The organism is Paenibacillus sp. 79R4, assembly GCF_013393165.1.
Lineage (GTDB): Bacteria > Bacillota > Bacilli > Paenibacillales > Paenibacillaceae > Fontibacillus.
Genome location: NZ_QJOT01000013.1, coordinates 1 through 22,126, shown reverse-complemented (window position 1 = coordinate 22,126; position 22,126 = coordinate 1). Strand labels below are relative to the sequence as shown.

The following is a 22,126-nucleotide window of genomic DNA, read 5'->3' as shown; positions in this document are numbered from 1 at the left end:
TTAATTCCCTAATTCATCTTCCGGTGAATCTGAAATATGCCCCATAATAATCCCGGCGGTCTCCTCAATTGCTTTGTTCGTAATGTCAATGACCGGGCAGCCCAGCTTGGCATACAGTGCCATCGCATATTCCGTCTCTTCGCGAATCCGCTCCAGACTGGCGTATTGGGAGCCCTCAGGCAACCCTAGCATCTTGAGCCGCTCGGAGCGAATCTTCAACATATACTCCGGCTTCATCGTCAATCCAATCACCCGGTTAGAAGGAAGACTAAGCAGTTCCTGCGGCGGTCCAACCTCCGGAACAACCGCATAATTAACCACCTTCTTGCCCCGGTGCGCCAGAAAAATACTAAGCGGTGTCTTCGAGGTCCGCGACATCCCGAGCAGCACGATATCCGCCTTCAGCATCGCTCCAAGATCGCGTCCATCATCGCAGGCGACCGTAAATTCAATCGCCTCCATTCTGCGAAAATACTTATCGTCAAGCTGATGCAACAGACCCGGCCGCTCCTGCGGCGAATCATCGAAGGTATCGATAAATGCCTGCATCATCGGCCCCATAATATCGACAATCCTCAGATCCAGGCGGACAGCTTCTTCCCGAATCATCTCCCGCAGCTCGGGTTGAACAAGAGTATAGGCGACGAATCCGTTGAGCGGGGCCGTCTCCTCCATCAGCTTTCGCAGTTCATCCTCGCTTCTTACATTGCCGTAACGGCGAATTGTAACGCGCTGATTCTGAAACTGATGTATGACAGCCTGCACGACGGCATCCGCCGTATCCCCGATCGAATCAGAGACAATCGTAACATAATGCGAAGCTTGCTCCATTCTCCTTCTTCCCCCCGGTTTCACCCATTATCCATTGGCTTCTACTTCTAATATAAATTTAATGATTGAGGCTTTGGTCAATCTACCCACCAAGTCAGGTCCCGTACCTTCCTGCCCCATCTCACTCTGAACGACAACAGGTAAGCTATCTACTTCATAGAAAATCATCTTATGTGCTGCATCGAGCACCGAGTCTTCAGGAGACACAGTGACTACCTTGGACTGCCTGGTCATGACCATACTTACTGGCATCGATACTGCAGCAGGATTCCCTAACGTTACCTTAAGAAAATCCTTGCGTGACGCAACTCCGGCTAGCTTGCCGTCAGCATCACAGATCATAAGAGTGCCCACATCCTGCAGGAAAAGGGTCACAACAGCATCTTGAATTGTCGTAGCCTCACGGATAATAATCGGATTGCTCTGGATATCCTTGACCTTGGTCTCCTTCAGTAAATATCCTCCTGATAACCGGGCCGCAGCCTTCTTACCGGGGAAATAACCTACCTTCGGTTTCGCATCGATATATTCAAGCATGACCAGAATGGAGAGGTCGCTTCGAATCGTCGGCCTGCTCAGATTCAGGCTCTCCGCTATTTGTTCACCGGTGATCGGAGCCCTCTTCTTCACGATATCGATTATTTCCAATTGACGAGATGTCAGTTCAATCACAGGTTCCCTCCATTTCCGAATGCTAACTTTACTAAATATGACACTCTTATCGAAGTATATATATCCTAAATAACAGCTATTTGGATATGTATCCCTAAGAGATAAATATATAATACACAACATTAATCGAATAATCAATAAATAGTATGTCATATATAAAAATATAGGCATGTTTTACTTATAGACTTTATCGCGCAAAAAATAAAGCTATCCCTAAATTGAGATAGCTCCATCTTTATGTACTTATTTTGAAATATGACGTCTTAATATGAATCCGATATCTTCCAAAGCGATGATTCCTTAACAATCAGCTCTGCATTCAAGACAAAAAGCCTCTGATCGGCTAACCTGTTGTCATTAATCTGATCAATTAGTTTCTCAGCCAGCACCGAACCCATCATATATAGAGGCTGCTCCATCGAGCTGATTCTGGGCACAACATAGTTCGTCAGACGAATATTGTCTACACCTACAACGGCCAATTGCTCAGGGATTGATAGCCTCAGCTCGGCACAGGCTTTATACACGCCAAGCGCCATCTCATCATTAGCGGCAAATACAGCGGTGAAATCCTCACGCTGACTCCTTAGTCTTTTGAACGCCTCATATCCGCCATCCTCCGAGAAATCGCCGTTCTCGACCAAACCCTGTTCAAATGGAATACCTGCCTCTCCAAGAGCCTGGATGAATCCTTCCAACCGTTTAATGCTGTCGGTAGCTTCAGAGTAACCACTCAAAAAGGCAATCTTACGATGTCCTTGTTCGGTCAAATGGAGTATAACATCCCTGGCCAACGTAATGTTGTCTGTAAAAGAGCAAGGAATCAACGGATGTCCTACCTCCCGCCCGATTACAGCAAGGCGGTAGCCCTCCTCTGCATAAGAGCTTAGCTCCTCATCGGAGAGACTGGGAGTGACCATAATTAGAGCGTCTACCGTATGATTGACCAGAAAAGAAAGGAACTCCAGCTCCTTCGCCCTCTGGTTCTGAGCATCGCAAATCAGCACTCGATAATGGAGAGAATTCGCCATGTTCTCGATCCCTTTAATAATCTCCGCATAGTAAGAGACGAGTACATCCGAGACTACAACCGCTAGTGTCATCGTCTTGCGGCTGCGCAGCTGCTTGCCCATATTGTTAGGGATATACTCCATCTCGCGGATGACCTGCATGACCCGCTGTTCTGTCTTGGCATTCACCAGCTTGCTCCCGTTCAATACGCGTGACACTGTGGCCGGCGATACATTCGCCCGCTTGGCCACATCGATAATTTTAATATCCTTCATTGCCTCCGGTTACCACACTTTCATTGAAAAATACCAAATGCTATCCACAATCAACTCAGCGTCCCATTCACCTAAATTCTGCCACGTGATTTGCTATAGCTATAGGGTAACACAACTCCGGAGGGTTTATCGATAGTTTTCATTACAATCACATAGGCAAGCTCCCTTCCAAAAAATTTCTAATGAAACTACCGATCGTTATTTTCTCAAAACCAGTAGTCAATTAAATCTAACGAAACACCATATCGTTATTTAAGAGAAATCTTGGCTTCTGGCTGCTAGTTTACTCTAATAGCGATACACTGTTTCGTTAAATTTCAAAAGAAGGCTTTTTCCCCTAAATAGCGATACCAAGTTTCGTTAGAGCTGCTGATCAAGCGTCGAGGTCCCAAGACGGGATGCCTGAGATGAACAAATTGATGTGTTATGAATAAAACCCCCGCACAAAAAAGAAGGCGGCGGGCAGCAGGCATACCTGTAATCAGGATATATCCCCAACATGCAGATCATGCCGTTAACCCCCAGCCTTCTCAGTTATCAGATGAGCATGAGTAACGAGTAATACCGTTAAATGGCCGCCACTGCGGCCATTTCTCTTACTGTATCTGAACTTGAAAGAGCGAGCATTGCCAATAGAGAGCCACTACAGCGGCCCCTCTTATACCGTAAGCTCGACATGAAAGAGCGAGCAATTCCCGATAGAAAGCCACTACAGCGACCCCTCTTATACCGTAAGCTGAACTTGAAAGAGCGAGCATTGCCAATAAAGGGCCGCCACTGCGGCCCCTTCTCCTACTGTAAGATAAGTATTAGAGCCCGCGATACATCGCATCCAGCAAACGATGCGTGTTGTCGCAGCTATATTCCCAGAACATGACGCCTGCAAGTCCGTTTTCCTTCACATAGGTGCATTTATGCCCGATCGACTGTTCATCCTCATAGGATATGAAGCTCGATCCATTGAATAGATAGGGCGCCAATGCTTCTTCATCCCAATAACGAGTGTAACCGTTCTTGTTGATGTAGTCCTTGATCAAGGCTGTATAATCCGGACCGTACCCGCCCGTCGTGCCGGCCATTTGATGAAGACCCTGGTTGCGGCCTGGCACCTGATTCCACAAACGAGAATAAAAAGCAGCCCCGATTACAATCTTCTCCCTCGGCACGCCAGCGCGCAGGAACAGGTTTACCGAGGCATCCGTACTAATACGGAATAAATCCCCTGTCGACGTATACAAATTCGTATGATGTCCGGTCAATACCTGAAAACCGCCGCGCATATCATAGGTCATTAACTGTACAAAATCAAGGTATTGCTGTACCTGATCCATCTCGGTGCCGTCCACATAATATTGGTCAGCCCCGGCAGCGATAGTTAGCATATAATGGCGACCATCCTCTGCCCCTTTGGCGTCAAGCGCTTCCCGCATTGTCTTAAGCAGCAATGTAAAATTCGTCTTATCCGCCGGGCTGGAAGCAATTCCGGCTTCACTATAACAAGGATATTCCCAATCCAGATCTATCCCGTCCAACGGGTACTCCGTCAAGATACGTACCGCCGAATCGGCCATCTGTAATCTCCCAGCCTCAGTCGCAGCGGCTTCCGAAAACCCGCCAGCACTCCAGCCACCGACCGATAACAAAATGCTTAAATGAGGATATTGGCTTTTGATCTTCGGCAGCATTCCCAGATTGCGTAGATGAGCGGTCGAAATCCGCTGATCCACTACCTGACCAAAAGCGATGTTAAGGTGAGTCAGCTTTGCCAGATCTTCTTGAGTAATATCGGGGAGATGAGCATCGACGGCATAACCGGCGACGATGTAGCTGCGCTTGGTCATCTTTTCTTCACTCCATTCACAAAATTTATTGCCGAATCGCTGATAGCACTTGCAAGGCTTCCTTCCCGGTACCAATCTTGTATCCCGAGGCCGTGTAACGGATCTGATCTGCTCCATCCAGCACGAACAAATGCGGGAAGCCCGCTTCATGTGCCGGGGACTGCGAGATGATGTCCGACAAAGCAGCATAAGAAGCATCGCGGATATACAGAGTCGATTTCGGCAGCTGTGGATAATCTGCCGGATCAAAGGAGGCGCTCCACTCGGCATCGCCGATGATCAATACGATAGGAGCATCAAGCTCTGTGAAGGCGGCAGTCAATTCTCCGATTTCACGGAACAGGTGCTTGGTTGGTTCGCGTTCCGGTTCGATCCAGGCAACCAGCGCCCCGCGATCACCGATCAGCTCGGCGAGCTGACAGCTGGCACCATCCAGCTTCGTCAGCACCGCTTGGCGATCCATCGTCCCCAGTACCGGAATTTCATGCTCCGCGTGTCGGAATGTTAACACCACATCCGTCTCCTCTTCGGCACGCACCTGGAAATAAGTGAAGCGTACCTGCACCGCTCCATCCTTCAAGCGTACCCCCGTTGTCATTCGGTATGCGCCCGGTTCCACCTCAAAAGGCTGATCGTATACATCCTTCTTCCCCTCGGCGAAGAGAAGCGTCTTATATACCCCCTGCTCCAGCCGTGCAAATGAGAAATTCCCAAAATACGCAGCCTCCGGAGTATCCGCAGAAGCTAAAGCATCCTTAAGCAATCTGATCCAACCCCAGGATTTAGCCGTTTCAGCTCGTGGAGCCGCTGCATCCAGAACAGCATCTACCCAAACCCCGTCGACCCAATATTGTGGCTTCAGCTCGCTTGGATGCAGCCGCGCCGGAATCCCCAAGCTGCGGCAAATGGCGACGAATAATATATCCAGTGAGATTGGGTCGCCAGCCATGAGCTTGAAGGTACCCACGGGATTACCTTTGCCCTTCAGGTTCGGCAGATCCTCGCGCCGACTGTATGGCCCGTCAAGACGGCGGGCCAGCACGGCTGGATCAGCCTTGAACGCTGCTGCTTCTTCGCGCGTGAATGTTTCCCGGAAGAAACGCTTATATGGAACGATCATTTCATGCAGCACTCGCGGACATAATACATACTGCGTAAACATATCCTCCGCAAGCCCCCCGCGTACCGCCAAAGATGCCTGTAAATGATCCGTCAGCGTATTTCGGAAGGTATCCACCAGATCCTTCTCATTCAGGCTCTCAAGCAGACGCAGCGGCCACTCCCCAAACTCTCTCGATTGCTCACGCAGAAAAGCAGCGATCTCATGGCTGTTGCCGCGCGCTTTACACAAAACATCCCATACCCGATCCGCAGGCAGTCCTGCCTCTGCAGCCAGTTCTGATGCGGCCGCTTCGGTCATAAACGTATCCTCAAACGATGTGCGAATCTTCGTTCCTGCTTCCAGACGGCGGTTATGCTGCTGAATGCGTTCCTCGCTTAATGCCTGGACGGCCTCACCTTCCCGCTCTGGCGGGGGCACCATATCCAGGTCATGCGTTCCGGATGGCTGTTCCGTCTGATCCAGAACCATCTCGATACAGTCGCTATCGGCAACCGTTATCTTTTGCTCGCCCCATATCCCGTTCTTAACTGCCCGAATGAACAGATCGCCAAGGCCCGTCTTAAAGACGGTTTCTCCTAGTTCATTGGTCGGGATCGTAGCAATCGGGTAAAATTCAGCGGTATTATATAGCTCAAAGCGCACCTGCGCTTCGTTCACAGGCCGACCTTCCTCGTCTTTAACAGAGACAGTAATCGTACGCGTTGGAGCATAATTTTCAAGCAAATTGATTTCCGTGAACCATTCGTTGGCCAGCGTAATGTCTTCGGGTCCGGGATAATCGGCATAAATCCGCGTATTGATCAGCATCGCCCTCCGGGCAGGCGGGCTGAACCAGCCCTGGTTCAAGCGGGCCTCGGGCTCGCAAGCTCCGATATAGTACCAGGTCCCATCGGCCCACGCTTCCACCCAAGCATGGTTGCTGTCGCAATGCGCCCAGCGCGGCGTATATACCTGGCGAGCCGGGATACCGATGCTGCGGAGAGCAGCTACCGCAAGCGTCGACTCCTCGCCGCAGCGTCCGCGCGCATTTCGAATCAGCGACAGCGGCGCGATTGTGCGCAAATCGCTGCCGATATAGGTCGCCTTCTCATGGCACCAATAGTTCGTCTCCAGGATCGCATCGGTCATGGACAGCGAGCTCGTGCGCTCCTTCAATTCTTGATGCAAGATGCCCCGGGAATCCTCGATATTCTCCGTATTCACCCGATAAGGCAATACAAAATGCAAGAATAGATGGTCCGGCACCCGGCTCCCCCAAGGCATTGTCTTGCGGATTTCCAGCGACTGCCGAACATAGCTCAGGAATAAATCGCTATTATAATCCGCCATATCATTCACAGGCATATAAGCGTATAAATACTTAAGTGCCCACGCTTCTTCCTCAGTCAAGTCCTGTTCAAAAACATCGAACAGCTCATGCTCCTTGGCACGGGCCATTTCCCGCTTCACGCGCAGCTTGCGTTCTATTAGCTCCATCGTCTTAGAATCCAATGAAAATACAGAAGTCTGGTTCGTCATTTCTCCCGTTCACTCCTTCCACGCTTTTCCATCTTCGCGAATACAGTACATCGCCTTGCCATCCGTTGATGGGGCCGTTAGCTGGAACAGGCTCCGCGTCGTTTCTATCATTGGAGAGATGCTCCATGCATCCTCACCAAGCAGCAAGCCAAGCTCCTTCGTAAATTCACCATGCTGTTCGTAATAATTTCGCTGGCGATAATACAACCTGCGCAGTTCCCATTTGATCCGCTCATCCTGCGGCAGAACAAATGCACTTGGTCCATTGATATCGGCAAATACAACATATCCCCAAAGCTCAGGATAATGCATATTGATAATTCCCATCGGGGACCACACCCAGTTATCCTCAGGAAACGGCTTGCCTGTCTCCGGCTGGAGCACCTTGCTGTACTCCCCGTTCTTCACTTCCGTCTGCCATTCTACGCGGGAGAAGTTGACGCGCCAGAATTCGCCTGCGATCGGCGCACGAGTCTCCGGTGCGCATTCCTTCAGGATTTTCCACGGAATCGCTACCTCCACACTCCACTTCCGGTTCTCGGCATCCGGACGATTAAGCCCCCCATCGATATAAACCGCTGTTTTCAGCCCAGCGATATCCCAGCCATTCACTGGCGGCCCTCCATCCCGATAAGGCTTGACCAGCAGCAAATCCCATACCGTATTTAAAGCATTGATCTCGAATTCATAATACTGATGTGTATCCCCATCGGGATCAATGAAAATTTCGAAGTCATTATCATAGAAGATGACCGAATCACGTTCCGTCAGCGTGGCCCAAATCTGGTCCTCGATCAGCTCCGCCCCAAAATAGAAATAGTCATCGTCCCACAGCATTTTTACGCGGGTCTGCTTGGCCGGTCTCGGACGGAGGTCGCCTTCAATATCTACAAAATCCTCGGTCCACTCCGCTTTCTGCCAGAACGGCTTGTCGAGCCTTCCATCCAGACTGAGCGCCCCCTCAGCCCGCTGACAAATATAATGCTTCGGCGCATATTCGATCCTCGGCTCCGGTACTCCACTAAGATTCATACCTGTTCCCTCCTCAGTTATGTGTAACGACAGCTCCGGAGCCCCCGTACATTTCAATTGCCTCATCAAATTCCAGCTTCAGCACAGTTACCTGCTCATGGGTATCCTCCGGCGTCAGATGAATCCAGGTCGTTCCCGGGATGTTGAACCAAGGCACACCGCCATGAATGTCATGCGTCAGCTCTTTTCCCGAATGGAGCACCGTAATTTTCCTGATCTTGTTGCACAGCCCCTTCAAGCATACATTTTCCCTCGGCTCATCGTACACAAACAGGTACAACGTCTTCCTGTCCTTGGACAACGTGCTTCCTCCCAGGTAATATCGCGTCATAATGCCTTCTACGGTACCATAGACCGCCTCTTCATGCGTGCGTATCCATTCGCCAAGGCCAAGCAATACATCCACCTGTCTCTGGTCGATCGTCCCATCCTCTCGAGGACCAATATCCAGCAGCATATTTCCGCCCATGGAGATGCAATCGCAGAACATGCGAATAATCTGGCTCAATGTCTTATAGTTATTGTCTGTCGGCACATACCCCCAGGAGCTGTTGATCGTCGTGCAAAACTCCCATGGCCCTTCGGGTCTCGTGATCGGCAGTCCCTGCTCCGGTGTCTTATAATCGCCGTGGCCTTGAAGCCGTGAATTGATGATCAAATCCGGGTTAAAGGACTTCAGATAATGCTTGAATTCCGGCAGGTTCCACTGCGCGGCGCTACGTTCCCAGTCCCCATCGAACCAGAGCAAATCCACCTTTCCATAATTCGTTAATATTTCTTTGAGCTGATTTTTATTAAATTCGAGGAACTTCTGCCATTTCTCTGCATCCTGCACACCGTCCAGCGGGCTGGAGAAGCGATTGACCTTGCTCAAATCCTCCGGCATCTTGCCGCCTTCATATACGCTTGGATAATCCGGATGCGACCAGTCGATCAGCGAATAGTACATTCCGACCCGCAGCCCCTTCTTATGCATCGCCTCCGCATACTCCTTGATCAAGTCGCGCCCCGCCGGTGTGCGCTTCACCACATTCAGATCGCTATACTGCGTATTGAACAGCGCTACCCCGTCATGATGCTTGGTCGTTAATACGGCATATTTAGCGCCGGACTTCTCAATCAGATCCACCCACTCCTCAGCATTAAAACGCGAGGCGGTGAAGCCCTCCAACTGCTTCATATATTGCTCATACGATATTCTCCCGTTATAAAAAGACCATGATTCCGCTACACCCTCTACCGCGTAAATGCCATAGTGGATAAAAATGCCCAGCTTAGCATCCTCAAACCATTGCTGCATTAGGTCATCACCCTTCCGATTCATTCCATTATCAAATTTATGAACATCCATCCGGTTTCTATTATTGAATCCGAAAAACATGGGCGATCGGGGCCTTGCCGCCTGCCTCCGCATCCGGCAGACGGACCGCGACACCCTGCTCAGTATGGCGGAACTCCAGCTTGTCACAGCTGCCCAGCAAGTCGATCCGGTTGACCTCTTTACGCAGCGGAAGCACAATCTCCTGCGGTACCGCCGCCGCTTCATCCTTGTACAGGTGGAAGGCATACACTTGATCTGCCTTTTGCGTAAACTGAAGGTTCCCGATCGAATAAGGCTCACAAATGCGCGTTCCATAAATCGCTTCACCGTATACCTTCAGCCAGTCCCCCATTCCCCGAATACGGGAAATCGCCGTTTTCGATATCCTTCCATCCGGCTGAGGGCCGACATTTAGAGCCAAATTGCCGCCTTTGGCCACGATCTCTACCAGCAGATGGATCAACTCTCGCATCGATTTATACTGATCTTCATAGCGGAATGAGAAGGCCGACCCCATCGTGATGCAGCTCTCCCAAGGTACATGAAGCGCTTGTTCCGGCAGGGTCTGCTCCGGTGTAATCAGATTCTCATAAGGACCTCCCACCGTGCGATCCGCGGATAGCAGCCACGGTTGAATCTGCCGCGCCTTCTCCACGACCTCGCCCAAACGGATATTCTGATCGCGGTAATCATTCACCCATCCGGCATCAAGCCATAACACGTCTATTCGACCGTAATTCGTCACCAGCTCCATAATTTGCTCATGCGTGAACCGGACAAACTGTTCCCACAACCACGGATATTCCTTCGGATCGTAGGTTGGACCGCGCGATGTGGTCGTTCCCGGGCGCATACCCGGCGCCCAGTAATACGGCGTATGCCAATCCGCTTTGGAGAAATAAGCGGAGATGCCTAGCCCTCTAGCGCGGAAGGCATTAAACAGTTGCTTCGTAATATCGGCATACTTATGAGTATGGAACGGACAATCCGGACCTGTAATACGGTATCCGGTCGTACGCGTATCCCACATACAGAACCCGTCATGATGCTTCGTCGTAAAATTCAAATATTTGAATCCGTTATCAGCAGCGAGGCTCGCCCACTGTTCAGGCTGAAATCGCAGCGGATTAAACGTCTTGTTCAAGGCGAAATACTCCCGCTTAAGCTCTTCTGCATCAATATCCCAGTCAATCTCATTGCGCGACCATTCCTGATCCTCATCGCTCAGCGCCCAGGATTCTACCAGACCAAGCTGGGAATAAGGACCCCAATGCATCATCAGGCCAAGCTTCTGATCCTTGAACCACTCCAGACGTTCAAGCAGCAGCGGGTCCTCAGGCTTCACCCAGCTTGCTTCGCTGCTGTAGTTATGAACTCCTTGTTCTACAACGGATTCGAATTCATCTGCTGACCCTTTGTTATCACTCATGTTATTCCTCCGTCCTTCTACTTTTAGTGCTATGCCATCCAGGTCCGCCGCCGCTAAGGCTGTTGTTTTTGTAACCTCCTCTATGTCCAAATAAAGAATTTGTTGGTATCATTGTTATCAATACAGAGACATAGTGAGTGATCAGCTATTAGGGGGCGGAATCCTTGAGAGTCAACTATTTTAAATCCAAGCTATTTCTGAAGTACATCTGGTCTTATTTGTTCATACTGCTGATTCCCTTAATATTTATGACCGTACTGATTTATAGAAATGCGGTCACCAGTCTGCGCATGGAAATCGAACAATCCCGCCTTGCCCAATTAACTCAAGCCAATGTAGTTATCGATGGCCGGATGAAAGAACTGGGCGAAATTGCTACCCGCATCTCTTATGACAGAAGACTTACCAACTATCAGGTTCATGATCCGGTCACCAGCCGTGAATCCATTCAGGCCCTTGATCAATACAAAGCAACGAGCTCTATCATCGGAGAAATATATTTGTATTTTCACAAGGATGATAAAATATACTCCAGCAAAGGCTTGAATGACCTGAATGTGTTCACCGACAACCTCCGTTTCACAAGCTGGGATGAGACGACCCTCTTTTATGACCTGAATATGACTAAATATCCAACGATCCGGCCGGCCGACATCGTCAGCAATCCCAACGGGATGGAGAAATCGATGCTGGCTTATTTAATCCCAATTACGCCTAACAGTCCTACTCCGCATGCCACAGTCATGTATTTAATCAATGAATCCGAACTGACCAGCCTGGTAGACTCGATCCTGGGAAGCTACAAAGGCCAAACATACATTCTTGATAATGAAGGAAATATTCTCGTCAATAACCGTCAAGGAGAAGACCTGACCAACTCTGATACAAGGGCGCTGCTTAGCGATCTGACACCTGGGATTGAGGACCGCATCGTCAACGGCCAAGCCCATTCGATTGTATCCGTCAAATCCGAAGCCAACGGATGGACCTATGTAACGATCATGCCAAGCTCCCAATTCTTCAGCAGTGTCCTGCATGTGCGCAGCTTCATGGGCATGCTCTTCTCCATCGTTGTTATCGTTGGCATAGCGATCGCACTCGTCCTGGCCAGAATGCAGTATCAGCCCATCTCAGTGCTGGCCCATTTTGCCGCCGCCAATTCCAGTTCCACCTTGGGCAACAGCAGCTTTGGCAACGAGCTGGATCGAATCCGCACGGCCTTGCAGGAATACAGTTCTAGAGTTGATCTGCAGGAACCTTTCGCCCGCCATCATTTTCTGTCGATGCTGCTCAAATATGGAAGCGCTCAAAGCCTTACCCCAGAGCTGCGCGAGGCTTTTGATCTTGAATTCAACCGCTCCCATTTCTTCGTAATGGTGATCGGCTGGGATGAAGACGAGCAAAACGGCATACAGGAGCATCAGGAAATGATCGGACTGCTGACACAAATTGAATTCCCGGAACTGGCTGCCCACGGATATGGCGTTGAACTGTCACGGATGGATCAGATCGGTCTGATCATCAATTTCGATCTTGACGATGAGTCCGCCGAGTTCGCCCATATACGACTGATCAGCGAGGCGGTACGCAGCAACCTGCTGGACAGCTTCGATATCGTTCCAACAATCGGGGTCGGCACCTCTTATTCCGGTCCGGACCAGCTGAATCAGTCCTATATTGAAGCTTGCTCGGCCTTTGAAATGCGGGTGTCCACCGATCGCGGCTCGGTTAACTATTTCGATAAACTATCCGATACGCCAGATCATACGTTCTGGATTCCGAGCAACAATCTGCTCAAGCTATCGCAGAGCCTCAAGCAAGGCAGCTATGATGTTGCGTCGCAAATCATCCGCTCTTCCTTCGCCAGCCTGCAATCATCCGGGCTCTCGGCATTGTATATCCGCTGCATCTGCTTTGATCTGCTGAATACAATCCTTAGAACAGCTACTGAACCGGGTTATCACTACAACCTGATGCAGGAGCTTGCACCTAATCTGCTGTACAGCAACTCCTTGGGCGAGCTCGAGGACGGTCTGCTGGAACTCGCTTCAGAGATCTGCCAACAGGTCGAGCAGAAGCATCATAAGGAAGAGCAGTCGATCATGGACCGCATCGTTGCCTATATTGATCAGCATTATATGGACAATACCCTGAGCCTGGAGACGGTCGCCTTTGAATTCGGCATTTCACCTTCGCATGCCAGCCGCACCTTCAAAGAGAAGGTCGGACTCAACTTTATCCAATATGTGTGGCAAAAAAGGATTGAAGAAGTAAAATATCAGCTCAAGATGACCAATGATCCGATCAAAAGTATAATTCAAAGGGTCGGTTACCTTGATTCGCCGAACTTCATCCGCAAGTTTAAAAAAGAGACAGGCTACACACCGGGCCAATACCGCAAACTGTTTTCAGATCTTGAGGATCTTCCGCCGGAGCCCGAATTAGACGCCAAATAATGGTGAAAGCCAACATCCGGTTATTACACCGGGATATGTTGGCTTTCATGTTTTTTAGCTGCCAATTCCGTCCTGCTCCATATACTCTTTGTTATTGATTAAGCGGTTTTTCGCACCGATTAACGGTCATAGGCAGCCTGATACAATTCAACGATGCGGTCTGCGCCCATCTTCTTGATTTGTTGCACATACTTATCCCAGTTGGACAGCGGCTCCTGCCCCGTTACGAACTTCGCCTCCATCTGCTGTACGTACGTATCCAGATCAGAGAACAAGGCGGTCGCTTCGCTCTGCTCCTCATTCGTCAAATATACGTTAGGGAACGGGGCTCTGCCGATCGGAACCAGCTTCTCGGCATTTTCATTATCAATCCAGGTATCAAAATCGCTCTTTAATCCTTTTGTCAACTCACTTGAGTTCATCCCCGGCGTCAGAATGCCAAAGTTTGGAGTCAGCGTGCCGCGGTATTCCTCGCGATCCTTGCCTCCTGGAACAGGCAGCCATTCTTTCTCATGTGTATCCTTGTTTGTATATTTCCACAGCAGATCCTCAGGGCCTTGAGAGAACAAGGTAGCACCTTCATAGCTGTATTGGTAATCGATCCAGCGCATCGTGGCTTCCGGATTCGGGTTCTTGCTCGTAATTGCAAACGTACCGTTGGTAGAAATCCCCGGGTGCTTGCCGTATACCGGCGAACCTTCGATCTCGCTCTTCACCGGAGTCATCAACGGGTTATCGCCGCTAGGCTCTCCGCCGAGCGTAAAGTAAGGGAAATAATCATTGAACACCGCTATCTGATTGTTCACTCCCTTGGCTTTCTTCTGATCCGGCGTTTGGGAGAATGTCTCATGATCCAGCAGTTCTTCATTCCAGAGACGGTTCAGGAACGTTAAATAGCCCTTGTAGCCTTCTTCCTGCGGTGAATAGTGAACCTTGCCGTTATCATCGTTATAGATTTTCTCATCATACATCCCCCAGAAACCGAGGAAATACATGCGCAAATCATCCAGTTTAACAGAGGTCAGCGGAATTTCATCCTTCTTCCCATTGCCGTTAGGATCTTCTTCCTTAACGCGCTTCAAGTAGTTATATAGTTCTTCCGTAGTCTTCGGCAACTCGGTTACATTGAGAGCTTCCAGAAATTTACCGTTATACCACATCGGGCTGCGGTACCACACTGCGGCCAAATCAACATAAGGGAGTGCGTAGATATGCCCGTCCGGTGTGGTGAACGATCTGCGAATCTCGGGATGCTCATCAAATATCGCCTTGATGTTAGGCGCGTACCCTTCATCGATATATTTTTCCAGAGGAATAAGTACCCCTTGCGATCCATAGGTGACTTGCTCCGCTGGCTTAAGGTCCGCAGCGTAGAATACATCCGGCAGGTCTGCGCTGGCAAACACAAGATTCTTCTTGGTCGCAAAGCTATCGATCGGCGCAAGCTGATAGGTTAGTTTGATTCCGGTCAGCTTTTCCATCTCTTGCAGGACAGGCATGTTATTCCAATCGGCCACCCCTGCATCCTGCGACATCAATGAGAGCGTGAGCGGTTCATCCACGATCGGGAACCCCTCTTTTTTGACTCCATTAGCAGCAGTTGCATTTTGATTAGCCGAATCCGTTTTATTATTGGACGCGCCATTGGATGGATCTTTGGATGAACCGCCACAGGCCGCCAGTAAACCAGCAAATAAAGCGAGGCAAAGAATGATGGATGATAACCTTGCATTTTTTTTCATTATGTCATTGCTCCTTCTATAATATTATTTCATTTACCAAGATCAGCCCTTGACGGAGCCAATCATAACCCCCTGAACGAAATAACGCTGTAAGAATGGATAGACAACAATTACGGGCAGCGTAGCTACAATGATGACTGCATATTTAACCAGAGCGGCAATCTCCGCCTTGGTATTCATCGCTGTAGCTGTGGAAGAGTCGATCACTCCGCCGCCCTGTGCAGACATCTCCTGGAGCACCAGGATCTGCCGCAAGACAAGCTGAAGCGGATATTTCGCTGAATCATTCAGATAGATCATCGCCGAGAAATAGCTGTTCCAGTGACCAACACCGTAGAACAGAGCCATAACAGCTACGATCGGCATCGATAACGGCAGGATAATTTTCAGAAACAGCCGCATATTCGTACACCCGTCAACTTGAGCCGCATCCTGCAGCTCTTTGGGAATAGAGCTCTGGAAGAAGGTCCGTGAGACAATAATATTCCAGATCGATGCGGATGCCGGGATAAGGATGGCCCACATCGAATTGATCATGCCAAGCTGTTTAACCAGCAGGTATGAAGGCACCAAACCTCCACTGAAGAACATGGTGACCATGAACATCCCCATAAAGAAGTTGCGTCCGATAAAATCCTTGCGGCTTAAGGCGTATGCGGCGGGCAGCGTAACAATCAGATTAATCGTCGTGCCCACTAGAGTATATAAGATGGTATTTTTATAGCCGATCCAGATGCTCGAATTCTGGAATACGCGTTTATAACCGTCAAAAGTAATTCCTCTAGGCCACAGCCACATCTCCCCGGAAGCAACAAATTTCGGATCGCTGATTGAGGCGCTGAGCATATAGACCAAAGGATACAGCACAATTAAAAAAGCAAAGATTACAAATAAGTAGTTGCAGACCACAAATATTTTGTCTCTTTTCGTCTCTCTTACACCTGATAGCATTCATGCCCCTCCTCCTACCACAAACTGTTCTCGCTGGTACGGCGTACAATCTGATTCACAGTAATCAGCAGTATGCAGTTGATCACCGAGTTGAATAAGCCGATCGCTGTTGAGAAGCTGTACTGCGCATCCACGAGCCCGGAGCGGTACACGAAGGTGGAAATTACATCCGAAGATGTCATATTCAACGGATTTTGCAGCAGCAGGATCTTCTCGAAGCCTACCCCCAGCAAGCTTCCCATGTTCAAAATAAGCAAAATGGTCATCGTTGGGAGCAATGTTGGTATATTAATGTGACGGATGCGTTGAAACCGCGAAGCTCCGTCGATAATCGCTGCTTCATGGAGCCCGGGGTCCACGCCGGACAGCGCTGCCAAGTAAATGATTGTTCCCCAGCCCGTACTCTGCCATACGCCCGACAGGACATATATCGTCTTGAACCATCGTGGATCCGTCAGAAAAGCTGGCGCTTGCAGCCCGAGCCCTTCGATCAGATGGATGATAATCCCCGTGGACGGAGACAGAAATGCAATAATCATCCCGGCCATTACCACGACAGAAATGAAGTGCGGCGCATAAGTCACCGTCTGGGCCAGCTTTTTGAAAAAGCCGTTTCTGATCTCATTAAAGGCTAAAGCCAAAATGATCGGGATTGGAAATCCGACGGCCAGTTCATACAAGCTGATACTCAGTGTGTTCCACAGCAAATCCCAAAAATAGTATGAATGGAAGAATCGTTCAAAATGATCGAATCCAACCCACGGACTTCCCGTAATGCCTTTGGTAGGAATGAAGTTTTTAAACGCAATCTGAATGCCATACATCGGCCCGTATGAAAAAATAAGAAAATATAAAAATGCGGGCGCAATAAAGATGTACAGCTCCCAGTTCTGGATGATTCTCTTCCAAAGGCTCTTGCCGGCGCCGTTCTTCCCGGGCTTTAACATAATCTCTCCTGAAACAGCAGCTTTGGTGTTTTGCATAGGATCACCCCTTTCAGTATGATTTCTTAGATGCGTTTCGAGTGCTGCTCATCATGATGTCGTTTGCGAATCCTGCAGGATTGCTAGCGCTTACGTATTTAACGATAACGAGGAGGGGGGCAGACGTAAATATGTGGTTTATGAGCCTTCTCATTCCGCGCCGCATAAGCCTCGGTGCTTTTTGACACTGACTGGTGACAACACCTGAATGTGTTTTTTTTGCGCCAAAAGACAGCGTTTACATCCAAATATCAAATTTAACCAATGATTTGGGTTTGTCAATCCTGTACTTCGGTTGCGGGTACAAGCTGCTCCCCCTGAGCATTCTCTTAGCTAAGCTCAAAAAATACATATCATAAAAAAGACAGCTGGATCGCTCCAAGCCGTCTATTCCTGTTGAACCCTATTATCTATTCAGTGATTTCGTTCGGGATGAGGTTGCGGCTGCTGTATAAGTCTGTAGAGTATGACCGCTGTTTCCACGTGCGTGGCTTTCCTGAGCGGCAGCAATCCTCCTTCACAGTCTCTGCTTAATATGCCGATGTTCTGTTCAGTCAGTCTTAGAGCCGACAGCACCCAACCGACCAACCGAATATCCTGCTTAATATTACATGTTAACGATTTATTTTAAAAATGAACGGAGATAATAATCTCCCCTCTTTTTCCGACGGGTTATGATATACTAGCGTTGACTATATTGCAGACTTGGCTGGCATCATCAGGCTGCTGTACAACACCACCGAAACGAGGTCGTCATCACTATATGGAACCGTCTTCATTATCTCGGCCCAATCTGTCATCGATGCGCGCTTTCTCCTTTACCATATATGGAACGATGGTGCTGGTCAGCACCTATTTTCCGCTCTTCTATGCCAAGCTCGGATTTTCGAACAGCCAAATCGGGGTCTTGTACGCACTGGGACCCATGATTTCTCTCATAGCCAATCTCCTATGGAGTATCGCCAGCGATAAATATAGAACCGTCAAAAAAATCATGTGCATTCTGTTAATAGGTCAAATCATCATGTCTTACATCCTTTCGATTTCAACCTCTTTTTCTATGATTATGCTGATGATTACGATGTTCTATTTCTTCTTCTATCCTGTCTTCCCACTGTCCGATACGATTGCGATTAATGCTGCCAAGCAGCATGGCAAGAGCTTTATTACCGTTCGCATCTTCGGCTCTATCGGCTACGCCTGCTTTGCTCTCGTCATCGGGTATGTGCTATCGGTAATCGGCGCCTCCAGGACGATGTGGGTTACTATGGCTATAGCTGGCATTGCACTACTTATTACGTTGTTCATTCAGGATCAGAGCAGCCCGGTGGCAAAAATGAACATGTCCGGAATCTGGTCTATCCTGCGCCAGAAGGAGCTGCTATGGTTCTTTGGCTGCGTCTTCTGCCTGGCTATCTCGGCACGTATGAACGATGCCTTCCTAACTATTACGCTGAAAGATCTGGGAGCCGGAGAAAATTTAATCGGCTGGGCTCAGCTCGCTTCATCCTGCTCGGAAATACCGATCTTTCTGTTTCTAAGCATTTATGGTGACCGATTTAAGGAGCTGCCGCTGCTTATTTTTGCCAGTCTAGTATTTGCAACCCGATTCCTGCTCGTCAGCCTAACGGGATCGGCCTATGCGATTATCGCGATCCAATTCATGCATAGCTTCTCCTTTGGCATTTTCTATGTTACAGCGATTCGGATGCTTACCCGCCTGATTCCCGATGAATACCGGGCGACCGGGATGGCCTTGTTCACAATTGCATGGTCCAGCGCTTCCGGTCTGCTCAGCGGCACCTTGGGCGGAATCGTATTTGAGCAGTTCGGCCGCCAGCGCTTCTACCTGATTGCCATGACATTTGCTCTCATCGCTTGCGTCGGATTTGCAACCCGCTATCTTCACCGCGATCCGGCCGCCATTCGTGCAAATCAGTCTATCGGCTCTTCAAAGAAGGGTTAACTCTTTTACATTGAAAAAAGCAGCCTGCGCTCCCTGTGGGGGAACAGACTGCTTTTTAGAATTCATGATTGTTGAAGGGATAGATCATCCGTACTTTATAGATCTTCCTGAGGGAGATGAGCCGGGCATAGGGGGAAAATACGCTTGGTTCACCCGGGCTAATATCGATGTGATTCGTAAATAATCCACGGTTTACCGAGATTACACTCTCCGGTGTTCGGTTCCGATGACACCCAAAAATCCGTAACCGCAGACATCGGGCTACGAAAGCACCGAGCGTTTCCGCTTAAAACTGAATGTAAAACTGTCGATTCCCTACTTACTCCTCAGCACAGCTTAGCTCGATACTCGATACCGATGCTCGGTCCAGCACAATTATTAGATAGCTTGCCTTATCTTATTGCTTTACACCAATCGCCCATACGACTTTAACGTGATTAATCGGTCTACGGTTATCGAACCGCGCCATTCCTGCTCGCCGGCCGGACTGACTGCCGGAAAGTTGATATTCCAGCCCCCGTCAGCTTGCTGATCGGCCATTAACCAATCCAGATGCCGCTCGATATCAGCGGGCTGGAGAAGCCGGTAAGCATAACTGTCCGGCGTTTTCGCGTAATCGAGAATCTTATGGACGTATCCTTCGGCATCGACGTTCTTCTCTATACCTTTCGATCCGGTTAACCACTCATCAAGGATTCCTTTGTATTTTGCCGTCCGCTCCGGCTCTCCTTGTACCGTCTCCAGGAAGGAAATCCATTGCATTGCATCATGATAATCACCGGGGCCTGCCGAAGATTCCTCCAGACAGCGCCATATAAAGCTCACATGCTCCTGGAACCATCGTTCTGTTTGAAATGCAGTGCGCGCGGATTGTCCGAGCAGGAGGCCCATAATGCTTCCTGTAGGATTTAGCGACGGAATATCGTCTTGTTCTGTTGTCCACCAAGGAGCATGCGGATAATCGTTCACAGCCATTGTAGCCCGCGGCAGACCGCCTCCAGATAGGCTTATTTCCTGCAAATAGGACAGGATACCGTCCAGCATTACATTGCTGTCAAACCCGTCGACCTCCTGGATGATTAGCAGAGCTGTCTCCGTGGTCACAGGCTGACTATGCGGACAGCGCATATCCGGCTCCAGGGCGTTCCCAAAGCCGCCATCCTCGTTCTGATAAGCCTGTAAAGCACACAATATATCCGCCTTGGAGCCATTTTCGAAATGATACGCGAACCGCACCCGATCCAGCAATCTTGCATTTTTATAGATAAAATCCTTGCTGCGCTCCAATACAGATCTGCTTTCATTTTTCAAATTACCAGCCTCCTCTATTTCTTTTATTCCTTTGAGATTTCCGGGCAGTCAGTCATTGCCTGAATATTTTCGTACCAGCTGCTCCGCTCTCACACGGAGCTCTTCCTGAAGCCGTATAGGCTCCAACACTTCGGCATCAAGCCCGATATAATAGAAAAAATCCACCGCCCAGTTCCATTCCGATGCCGGGCAATCAAAGGCAACCTCCCATTCCTCATCCCCAGTCTGCTTGACCAGATGCCCCATATGAGGATCTTGCTCTGCCAACAACGCCCCGCGATAGGTGAGCTTCGCATACATATGTACAGACTGCTCAAGCACTGCCGCCCCCTTAGACGAACTCAGCGAATCAAGCTCTTGTTCCACTTCAGACTCCGGCATGTTGGAGGCCTCCACTTCTACGAAGCGGTCCACCCGAAAGGTACGCACTTCCCCATGCTGGGAAGAGTACGCTTCACAGTACCAGAACCCGTGAGCTGCATACACTCGCAGCGGACGAATATTCAGTTGCCGACTGTGATTCTGCGAACGATACAGCGTTAATAACCATCGCCCTTCCGCCGCATACTTCATCAGCTCGCTTAAATATGGCGTTTTATAACGCCGATCCGGCACCTCCATTTCTACATGCCCCAGCAAAGGAGTAATTTGTCCTAAAGTATGCTCCGGCAATACGGAACGGATCTTGTCCCTCACTGTCCATCTGGCTTGTTGAAACGGGCTGTCGCTGTACTTCGTCACCCCGTTCAAAGCAAGCAGCAGGACCAGCGCTTCCTCCGTATCCAGCTGCAGCGGGGGCAGTCTGTACCCTTCCATCAAGCGGTATCCACCGCCAGGACCGCTGACCGCGCAGATCGGGACCCCGATCTCAGACAAGGCCTGTACATCGCGCAGAATCGTCCGCTTTGACACCTCCAGCTTATCGGCAAGCGATTGCGCCGTTTCCGTCTGATGCTGCAGCGCCAGCACAATAGCCATCATTCGATCCATCCGTTTCATCGCTGATCCTGTCCCCCGTTCCATCCAAATATATCAAACCATTGGTGACAACAGCTTGTCGCCAATTTTAAAAGATACTGTATGTATATAAAAACATTATCCGGTACATTATTCTGTATCGGTTTAACAATTGTTTTGTGCAGTTCAGTTGGGCTGGCCCATGTTGCTTATGTTGCTGGTATTGCTGGACTTTGCCGTTACTGCTGTATTGTCGATATTCCGAGACTAGCTGATATTACTGATGTTGCCGAAGTTCCGGTCGCTGATATTGGGGGTTTGCTGATCTTGCCGATACTGCCGATTTGACGATATTACTGTTCTGCTGATGAGCCGTTCTGCTGATATTCCGGGTCTACCTGATATTACTGATGTTGCCGAAATTCCGATCGCTGATATTGGGGGTTTGCTGATCTTGCCGATACTGCCGATTTGACGATATTACTGTTCTGCTGATGTGCCGTTGTTGCCGTTACTGCCGACCTTGCTGATATCCCCGGTCCTTCTGTTCCTGCTAGTATTTCTGACATTGGGCTTTCCCCAGTAATTTCCGGGAATTCAACTCGCTTAGCTATTTTCCTGCTCCCCTTCGTACCCCGCCGTTCTCTAACGAAACGTAGTATCGCTATTCGAGCTAAAAAGAGCTCCTGAAAATTGTAACGAAACTG

General features: G+C 49.4%; 17 protein-coding genes. 3 read left to right on the top strand and 14 right to left on the bottom strand.

Annotated features, from left to right (window positions below):
• From DMN77_RS17630 to DMN77_RS17595, 8 genes are all read right to left on the bottom strand, one after another.
• Complete coding sequence (locus DMN77_RS17630) at positions 1-831, bottom strand: pyruvate, water dikinase regulatory protein (protein ID WP_179015848.1); 831 nt, start codon at positions 829-831, stop codon at positions 1-3.
• 27 nt (positions 832-858) lie between these two features.
• Positions 859-1,503, bottom strand: a complete 645-nt coding sequence (locus tag DMN77_RS17625; protein WP_068780398.1) for a helix-turn-helix transcriptional regulator — start codon at positions 1,501-1,503, stop codon at positions 859-861.
• 263 nt (positions 1,504-1,766) lie between these two features.
• A complete protein-coding gene (locus DMN77_RS17620) occupies positions 1,767-2,789 on the bottom strand; it encodes a LacI family DNA-binding transcriptional regulator (protein ID WP_179015846.1) in 1,023 nt (340 codons plus the stop codon).
• Between the two features lie 809 nt (positions 2,790-3,598).
• Positions 3,599-4,630 (bottom strand): glycoside hydrolase family 18 protein, encoded by a 1,032-nt coding sequence (locus DMN77_RS17615; protein ID WP_179015845.1) that lies wholly within the window; start codon positions 4,628-4,630, stop codon positions 3,599-3,601.
• Positions 4,631-4,655: 25 nt separating this feature from the next.
• Positions 4,656-7,271, bottom strand: a complete 2,616-nt coding sequence (locus tag DMN77_RS17610; protein WP_179015844.1) for a transglutaminase domain-containing protein — start codon at positions 7,269-7,271, stop codon at positions 4,656-4,658.
• Positions 7,272-7,280: 9 nt separating this feature from the next.
• On the bottom strand, positions 7,281-8,303 hold the full coding sequence (locus tag DMN77_RS17605; protein ID WP_179015843.1) for a carbohydrate-binding family 9-like protein: 1,023 nt from the start codon (positions 8,301-8,303) through the stop codon (positions 7,281-7,283).
• Between the two features lie 13 nt (positions 8,304-8,316).
• Positions 8,317-9,603, bottom strand: a complete 1,287-nt coding sequence (locus tag DMN77_RS17600) for an alpha-L-fucosidase (RefSeq protein ID WP_179015842.1) — start codon at positions 9,601-9,603, stop codon at positions 8,317-8,319.
• A 61-nt stretch (positions 9,604-9,664) separates the two neighbouring features.
• Positions 9,665-11,053 (bottom strand): alpha-L-fucosidase, encoded by a 1,389-nt coding sequence (locus DMN77_RS17595; protein WP_179015841.1) that lies wholly within the window; start codon positions 11,051-11,053, stop codon positions 9,665-9,667.
• Between the two features lie 164 nt (positions 11,054-11,217).
• Here DMN77_RS17595 and DMN77_RS17590 point away from each other — a divergent pair, with 164 nt between their 5' ends.
• Positions 11,218-13,509, top strand: a complete 2,292-nt coding sequence (locus DMN77_RS17590) for a helix-turn-helix domain-containing protein (protein WP_068780392.1) — start codon at positions 11,218-11,220, stop codon at positions 13,507-13,509.
• Between the two features lie 119 nt (positions 13,510-13,628).
• On the opposite strand, the gene DMN77_RS17585 is transcribed toward DMN77_RS17590, so the two are convergent.
• From DMN77_RS17585 to DMN77_RS17575, 3 genes are read right to left on the bottom strand one after another with little or no spacing between them, the layout of a single operon-like run.
• Positions 13,629-15,251, bottom strand: a complete 1,623-nt coding sequence (locus tag DMN77_RS17585) for an extracellular solute-binding protein (protein ID WP_068780391.1) — start codon at positions 15,249-15,251, stop codon at positions 13,629-13,631.
• A 42-nt stretch (positions 15,252-15,293) separates the two neighbouring features.
• Positions 15,294-16,202 (bottom strand): carbohydrate ABC transporter permease, encoded by a 909-nt coding sequence (locus DMN77_RS17580; protein ID WP_068780390.1) that lies wholly within the window; start codon positions 16,200-16,202, stop codon positions 15,294-15,296.
• A 14-nt stretch (positions 16,203-16,216) separates the two neighbouring features.
• Positions 16,217-17,185 carry an ABC transporter permease gene (locus DMN77_RS17575; RefSeq protein ID WP_068780389.1) on the bottom strand — a complete coding sequence of 323 codons (969 nt, stop codon included), beginning with the start codon at positions 17,183-17,185 and terminating at the stop codon, positions 16,217-16,219.
• A gap of 763 nt (positions 17,186-17,948) precedes the next feature.
• Here DMN77_RS17575 and DMN77_RS17570 point away from each other — a divergent pair.
• Positions 17,949-19,151 carry an MFS transporter gene (locus tag DMN77_RS17570; protein ID WP_179015840.1) on the top strand — a complete coding sequence of 401 codons (1,203 nt, stop codon included), beginning with the start codon at positions 17,949-17,951 and terminating at the stop codon, positions 19,149-19,151.
• Between the two features lie 405 nt (positions 19,152-19,556).
• On the opposite strand, the gene DMN77_RS17565 is transcribed toward DMN77_RS17570, so the two are convergent.
• Positions 19,557-20,462, bottom strand: a complete 906-nt coding sequence (locus tag DMN77_RS17565; protein WP_218653022.1) for a hypothetical protein — start codon at positions 20,460-20,462, stop codon at positions 19,557-19,559.
• A 48-nt stretch (positions 20,463-20,510) separates the two neighbouring features.
• Complete coding sequence (locus DMN77_RS17560) at positions 20,511-21,461, bottom strand: helix-turn-helix transcriptional regulator (RefSeq protein ID WP_179015839.1); 951 nt, start codon at positions 21,459-21,461, stop codon at positions 20,511-20,513.
• An 81-nt stretch (positions 21,462-21,542) separates the two neighbouring features.
• Here DMN77_RS17560 and DMN77_RS17555 point away from each other — a divergent pair, with 81 nt between their 5' ends.
• Positions 21,543-21,767, top strand: a complete 225-nt coding sequence (locus DMN77_RS17555; protein WP_179015838.1) for a hypothetical protein — start codon at positions 21,543-21,545, stop codon at positions 21,765-21,767.
• A gap of 56 nt (positions 21,768-21,823) precedes the next feature.
• Here DMN77_RS17555 and DMN77_RS17550 read toward each other — a convergent pair whose 3' ends face one another.
• Complete coding sequence (locus DMN77_RS17550; RefSeq protein ID WP_179015837.1) at positions 21,824-21,988, bottom strand: hypothetical protein; 165 nt, start codon at positions 21,986-21,988, stop codon at positions 21,824-21,826.
• Positions 21,989-22,126 lie beyond the last annotated feature (138 nt).

Coding starts and splice junctions, on each gene's coding strand:
- DMN77_RS17630 (WP_179015848.1), bottom strand. CDS start 831: ATGGAGCAAGCTTCGCATTATGTTACGATTGTCTCTGATTCGATCGGG.
- DMN77_RS17620 (WP_179015846.1), bottom strand. CDS start 2,789: ATGAAGGATATTAAAATTATCGATGTGGCCAAGCGGGCGAATGTATCG.
- DMN77_RS17615 (WP_179015845.1), bottom strand. CDS start 4,630: ATGACCAAGCGCAGCTACATCGTCGCCGGTTATGCCGTCGATGCTCAT.
- DMN77_RS17610 (WP_179015844.1), bottom strand. CDS start 7,271: ATGACGAACCAGACTTCTGTATTTTCATTGGATTCTAAGACGATGGAG.
- DMN77_RS17605 (WP_179015843.1), bottom strand. CDS start 8,303: ATGAATCTTAGTGGAGTACCGGAGCCGAGGATCGAATATGCGCCGAAG.
- DMN77_RS17600 (WP_179015842.1), bottom strand. CDS start 9,603: ATGCAGCAATGGTTTGAGGATGCTAAGCTGGGCATTTTTATCCACTAT.
- DMN77_RS17595 (WP_179015841.1), bottom strand. CDS start 11,053: ATGAGTGATAACAAAGGGTCAGCAGATGAATTCGAATCCGTTGTAGAA.
- DMN77_RS17585 (WP_068780391.1), bottom strand. CDS start 15,251: ATGAAAAAAAATGCAAGGTTATCATCCATCATTCTTTGCCTCGCTTTA.
- DMN77_RS17580 (WP_068780390.1), bottom strand. CDS start 16,202: ATGCTATCAGGTGTAAGAGAGACGAAAAGAGACAAAATATTTGTGGTC.
- DMN77_RS17575 (WP_068780389.1), bottom strand. CDS start 17,185: ATGCAAAACACCAAAGCTGCTGTTTCAGGAGAGATTATGTTAAAGCCC.
- DMN77_RS17570 (WP_179015840.1), top strand. CDS start 17,949: ATGGAACCGTCTTCATTATCTCGGCCCAATCTGTCATCGATGCGCGCT.
- DMN77_RS17560 (WP_179015839.1), bottom strand. CDS start 21,461: ATGAAACGGATGGATCGAATGATGGCTATTGTGCTGGCGCTGCAGCAT.
- DMN77_RS17555 (WP_179015838.1), top strand. CDS start 21,543: ATGTATATAAAAACATTATCCGGTACATTATTCTGTATCGGTTTAACA.
- DMN77_RS17550 (WP_179015837.1), bottom strand. CDS start 21,988: ATGTCAGAAATACTAGCAGGAACAGAAGGACCGGGGATATCAGCAAGG.